The following is a 5,291-nucleotide window of genomic DNA, read 5'->3' as shown; positions in this document are numbered from 1 at the left end:
ACGACATCCGCCCGTCCGCGTCCGGACCGGTCCGGGCCGACCGCGGCTCCTGCGCGGTCTCGTCATGACCGCCGACCGCGGACCCGACGCGCCGTACGAGATCTTCGAGATCCCCGACTTCACGCTCGTCTGCGGCCAGACGCTGCGGCCCGCCCGCATCGCCTACCGCACCTACGGCACGCTCAACGCCGACAAGAGCAACGCCGTCGTCTACCCGACGTGGTACTCGGGGCGGCACTGGGACAACGAGTGGCTCATCGGCAACGGCGCCGACGGCATGGCGCTGGACCCGTCGAAGTGGTTCATCATCGTGCCGAACATGCTCGGCAACGGGCTGTCGTCCTCGCCGTCGAACACGCCACCGCCCTTCGACCGGGCGCGGTTCCCGCGGATCACCGTGCGCGACAACGTCGAGTCGCAGTACCGCCTCGTCACCGAGAAGTTCGGCATCGAGAAGGTGGCGCTCGTCCTCGGCTGGTCGATGGGCGCGGGCCAGACCTACCAGTGGGCCGTCGAGCACCCGGAGATGGTGCAGCGCATGCTGCCGTTCTGCGGCTCGCCGCGCACCGCCCCGCACAACAAGGTCTTCCTCGACTCGCTGCGCGCCGCGATGACGGCCTCGGTCGGCTTCGACGGCGGCTGGTACCCGCCGGACCGCTGGCCCGTCGGCGGGCTGCGCGCCTTCGCCCGGATCTACGCCGGCTGGGGGTTCTCCCAGGCCTTCTACTGGGACGAGGTGTGGCGCGAGCTGGGCCACACCTCGCTGGAGGACTTCGTCGTCGGCTTCTGGGAGGGCTTCTTCCTCGACGGCCGCGACCCCAACAACCTCCTGACGATGCTCGACACCTGGTGGAGCGGCGACGTCGGCCTGACGCCGGGGTTCGCCTCGACCGAGGAGGCGCTGGCCTCGATCAAGGCCCGCGCGATCGTCATGCCCGCGGAGAAGGACCTCTACTTCCCGCCGGAGGACGAGGCGTGGGCGGTGTCGCAGATGACCGGCTGCACCGTGGAGCACCGCGTCATCCCGGGCGTGTGGGGGCACTTCGCCGGCGGCGGAGCGAACCCGGTCGACACGAAGTTCATCGACCGCGCCGTCGCCGAGCTCCTGGCAGCGGACCCGGGCATCTGAGTCGCTCGTCGGCGCGCGGGTTCTGCGGTCGTCGCGACGTCCGCAGCCCGCGCGACGGCCCGGACCAGCGCGTCCTGACCGGGAAGTCCGCGCGGTGGCGTCGGGGACCCGGGGCGGTGGCGGGGGCCGGAAGGCCTGTGCGCTAAGCTCATCGAGCCCTCAACGGGGCGGCTCGGGACGTGGCGCAGCTTGGTAGCGCACTTGACTGGGGGTCAAGGGGTCGCAGGTTCAAATCCTGTCGTCCCGACGAGTCGCAAAGGCCGGTATCCATACGTGGATGCCGGCCTTTTGTCATTCCTACCTGCGGAAACCCGTTAACACGGGCAATGAGAAGCGGCGGGCGAAGGTTGATCCCTGCCCGCCGCCGATGTGCTGTCGCGGAGCCTGAGCGACTAACTGAGCGACTGACTTATGTCTCCGCGTCCGATCGCTGACTCGCGGGATCGTCGAGCCCCTACTTCGGGGTGATGGTCCACTTGCCGTCCGAAACGATCTGCACCAGCTGAACATTCTCTGAGCCCGGAGCCGGGAACATCACCGTGCCCGTGTAGCTGCCGCCCTGCTCGTTCACTGCCAGGTCGGGACCCGACGCGCCATCCGTCATGACCTTGACCATGAAGTTCGCGTACTGGGAGCCCTTGTTCACGATCTGCGCCGCCCCGGCTGGCTTCGTCAGGTACAGAACGTCGTCGCCGGAGCCGTCGATGGGTGCAGTGCCGGGCACGATCCGCGCCAGTTCGAGCCCACCGACCGTGACGGTCCACGGCCCACTGGCCTTGATCTGCATGCGGGTGACCGTGTCACCACGCATCCCCAGCCAATGCGTTCCGGTGTAGGGCGCCTTCTTCCCGAGGAGGAGGACGTCGGGGTCATACGCAGCGTCGGTCTTGAGGGCGACCTCGCCCTTGCACTGGGAGCAGTCGAACTTGAGGATGCCGACCTTGACGGGGGTGTCGAGGGTGACGACGTCGTTGCCGGTCCCGGACTTCGTCTGGGTGGGCACAGTCGCCGGTGCTGACGTGGTCGCAGCAGCTGCCTGCTGGGTGGTCTGCGGCGTGTTGCTGGACGCCGCAGGGGCGGACGGCGAGTCGGAGCAGCCTGCGAGGACCGCCGCGGCAGCAGCGAGGGAGATGATCAGGGAGCGGCGCACAGGGGACGATTCGGTCCCGGACCATCGAGCGTTACGGGCCGGTGAGCGGGAAGAGCGTGTCCATCGCGGTGGCGCCTTCGTCGAGCACCGGGCGGAGCTGCTTCCGGTAGACGGACTCCGTGACGGCTGTCCCGTTGTGGCCGACGAGGCGGGAGATCTGCTCCAGCGGCACGCCGGACTCGGACAGCAGGGACACGAAGCTGTGCCGCAGCTCGCGCGGTGTCCAGGCGGCAGGGTCGAGGCCCGACGACGCGACGACGCGCCGGAAGCTGCGGCGGACGTTGTGCGAATCCAGCTCGGTGCCCTTGGACGTCGCGAATACCAGCGCCGACGGCGTGATCGTCCGGCCGATCCGGTGCCGTCGGAGCGCGTCGACGCAGCGCAGCGGCATCGCGAGGCGGCGGCGTGACCTCCGGGTCTTGGTGTCGCCACCGACGCGCACCGAGCGGATCACCGAGATGGACGGCGGCACCGGGGGAGTGGCGTCCGGCTTCCCGGCGAGGTCGACGTCCTCCCAGCGCAGGGCGCGCAGCTCCTCCGTGCGGGCGCCGATCAGCAGCGACAGCACGATGTAGGCGCGCATGTTCGTCTCCTCGGCCGCCTTGAGCAGCCGTTCGGCCTCATCGAAGGTCAGCGACTTGGACGGCCGGCCACCGGTGCCCGTCGGCACCTCGGACAGCGCGACGACGTTGCGCCGGACCTTGTCCCGTGCCATCGCGTAGGTGACCGCCCGGTTGAGGATCGAGTGCATGAGCCGGAGCGTCCGGGTGCTCACCTCGGCCGACTGGTCGCGCAGCCACCGGTCCACGTCCTCGGCCGACAGCTCGGCGAGACGTCGGCGGCCGAGCTGCGGCACGATCCGGCTCTCGGCGATGCCGCGGTAATTCTCGACCGTGGCCGCCGCCCGGCCCGACAAGCCGTAGTCGAGCCAGTACCGGACCGCCTCGGCGACCGTGTAGCGCGGCGCGAGGGAGGTGAGGCCGTCCTCGTGGTCGCGCAACATGTCGCGCAGCTTCTTCTTGGCGGCAGTCTTGGTGGCGCCGCTGGCCTTCTTGGTGATGCGCTTGCCGCGGGCATCGAAGCCGAGCGAGGCCGTGGCGATCCACCGCTGCCGCCGCTCGTCCCAGTGCAGGCCGCCCTCTCCGCGGCTCCTGCGGGTCGTCATGAGGCCATCCCGACGTCGTCCCCGGCCTCCTGCTCCAACAGCGCGATGTAGTCGGCGATCGCGGCGGCGGGGATGAGCCGGACGCGACCGACGCGGACCGAGCGGAGCCGACCGCTGCGCAGCTCCTCGTACAGCGTGCTGCGGCCCAGCGAGAGCAGAGCCATGACGTCCGGCACCCGGTACAGCTCCTTGGCGTTCACGGCCCGTCCCTCCTGGTGGTGCGCTGCTCTCGGATGCGTTTGGCGTGGGCGGTGGCGAGTTCGCGGTCGGTTTGGGTGTGGTGGCCGATGCCGACGAGGTGCCAGTCGTTGACGACGATCACGGGCTCGTCGGGTGGGTGGCCGAGGCGTTCGAGGTGCTCGGCGAGGCGCCAGGTGCGTTGGTCGGTGCGGATGGCGCGGAACGTTGTGGAGTAGCGGCGGCTCTTGGTGAGGAAGTGGCCGCGGAACCCGAGCATGTGGGCCCACTTGCGCAGGTTGAGCGCGGCGTAGGTGTCGAGGCCGCCGAGCTGCCAGGCGGTCTCGATGATGCGGCGGTGATGCGGGTGCAGGCGCAGGTGGTCGAGGTGGGCCAAGGACCGGATGGGGCGGTCGGGGTGGTCGTCGGTCTTGCCGGTGCCCTTGGTGGCGTACTTGGCGATGTAGCCGGCCAACCGCTGGTCGGTGATCTCGCCGGTGTCGTCGGTGACGTCGGCGGCGGCCTGGGCGTTGATCCGGCGGACGTCGACCTGGGTTCCCCAGCGCAGCGCGAGGGGCGGCCCGTCGTGTTGCTCGATGTCGACGGTGACGCTGCGGGCGGCGGCGGTGACGGCGTTGCGCAGCAGCTCGTGGGTGGCGCCCGAGGGCGGCGGGTCGGTGGGTCCGTCGGGGCCGTCGAGGCGGATGGCGGCGTGGAAGTGGACCAGCCCACGGCGTTGGTACTCGGCGACCTTGGCGTAGGAGAGCCGGGCACGGGCGGTGAACTCGCGGGTGGTCCAGCCGAGGGCGTTGGCGAGGGTGCGGCGCAGCGCGATGGTGAAGCGGTGCCAGAGCTTCCCGGCGTGGGCCTGCCAGAGCACTGACCCGGTGTAGTCGTAGGTGTCGGGGTCGAGCGGGGTGCCGAGGTCGGGGTCGTGGTCGCGGTGGTGGCGCCCGCACGGGCAGGGGATCACGCGGCCGCGGGTGGAGAGGCGTCGGGAGTGGACAGGTCCGAACGACGGCGCGGTGAGGGTTAGGAACAGGCGGGGCCGGTCGGTGACGGTGGTCGGCACGCCCTTCTCTCCGCCTGCGAGTCCGGCGCGGATGAGGTGGAAGGCGTTGGCGGCGTAGCGGTCCGAGCAGGCGGGGCAGACGGTCTCGCGGCGGTTCCCGCACGGCGCCCAGACCTCGCCGGTGCGCTGGGTGAGGACGCGCCCGTCCTGCGCGGCGATCGTCGAGGAGCCGCGCAGCCGGACGGGGTGGGCGCATCCGCCGGTGGCTTCCATGCGGGCGCGCCAGATCGGGTAGTCGAAGGCCCGCAGCCGGGCGGTCAGCTGGTCGGTGCTGATGGCTCTACCTTCCCTTCGCACGGTGGTTCCCGGCAGGGAGCGCTTTCGGTGCTCGTCCCGCGAGGACTTCGATGAGACGGCGCCCCTGCCGGGCCCCGGCGAAGGCCCGACGCCCATGAGGATGTGGTCCCGCGAGGACTGATTCATCAGCACGACGCAGCGCCTTCCCGGCCCACCGAGCACAATGCCGGTGACGGAAGGAGACAGGCGGGTGCTGGGAATCGGCATCGACTGGGCTGAGCAGTTTCACGACATCGCCGGGCCTGTCAAGAAGTCTGTGTAAGTCGATCTAGGAAGGTGGTCAGGACAGGTAGGGGTTGAT

At 70.3% G+C, this 5,291-nt stretch carries 5 protein-coding genes and 1 tRNA gene; 2 read left to right on the top strand and 4 right to left on the bottom strand.

Features of this window, described 5'->3' with window-relative positions; translation table 11 throughout:
- Positions 1-64: 64 nt before the first annotated feature.
- Positions 65-1,129 carry an alpha/beta fold hydrolase gene (locus PSD17_RS34640; protein WP_013675886.1) on the top strand — a complete coding sequence of 355 codons (1,065 nt, stop codon included), beginning with the start codon at positions 65-67 and terminating at the stop codon, positions 1,127-1,129.
- A gap of 173 nt (positions 1,130-1,302) precedes the next feature.
- Positions 1,303-1,376, top strand: a tRNA-Pro gene (locus tag PSD17_RS34635).
- 207 nt (positions 1,377-1,583) lie between these two features.
- On the opposite strand, the gene PSD17_RS34630 is transcribed toward PSD17_RS34635, so the two are convergent.
- The 4 genes from PSD17_RS34630 to PSD17_RS34615 all read right to left on the bottom strand — a co-directional run bounded on the left by PSD17_RS34630 (position 1,584) and on the right by PSD17_RS34615 (position 4,990).
- Positions 1,584-2,132: a hypothetical protein gene (locus PSD17_RS34630; RefSeq protein ID WP_339126307.1), complete on the bottom strand. Its 549-nt coding sequence runs from the start codon at positions 2,130-2,132 to the stop codon at positions 1,584-1,586.
- A 178-nt stretch (positions 2,133-2,310) separates the two neighbouring features.
- Positions 2,311-3,444: a tyrosine-type recombinase/integrase gene (locus tag PSD17_RS34625; RefSeq protein ID WP_339126306.1), complete on the bottom strand. Its 1,134-nt coding sequence runs from the start codon at positions 3,442-3,444 to the stop codon at positions 2,311-2,313.
- Positions 3,441-3,644, bottom strand: a complete 204-nt coding sequence (locus tag PSD17_RS34620) for a helix-turn-helix domain-containing protein (RefSeq protein WP_339126305.1) — start codon at positions 3,642-3,644, stop codon at positions 3,441-3,443. The genes PSD17_RS34625 and PSD17_RS34620 overlap by 4 nt, the downstream gene beginning before the upstream one ends.
- Positions 3,641-4,990 carry a replication initiator gene (locus PSD17_RS34615; RefSeq protein WP_339126304.1) on the bottom strand — a complete coding sequence of 450 codons (1,350 nt, stop codon included), beginning with the start codon at positions 4,988-4,990 and terminating at the stop codon, positions 3,641-3,643. The genes PSD17_RS34620 and PSD17_RS34615 overlap by 4 nt, the downstream gene beginning before the upstream one ends.
- Positions 4,991-5,291 lie beyond the last annotated feature (301 nt).

The sequence above is a fragment of the Pseudonocardia sp. D17 genome, assembly GCF_036984265.1.
Lineage (GTDB): Bacteria > Actinomycetota > Actinomycetes > Mycobacteriales > Pseudonocardiaceae > Pseudonocardia > Pseudonocardia benzenivorans.
The sequence above is the reverse complement of the archived record's forward strand: the minus strand, read 5'-3'. Positions and strand labels throughout refer to the sequence as shown.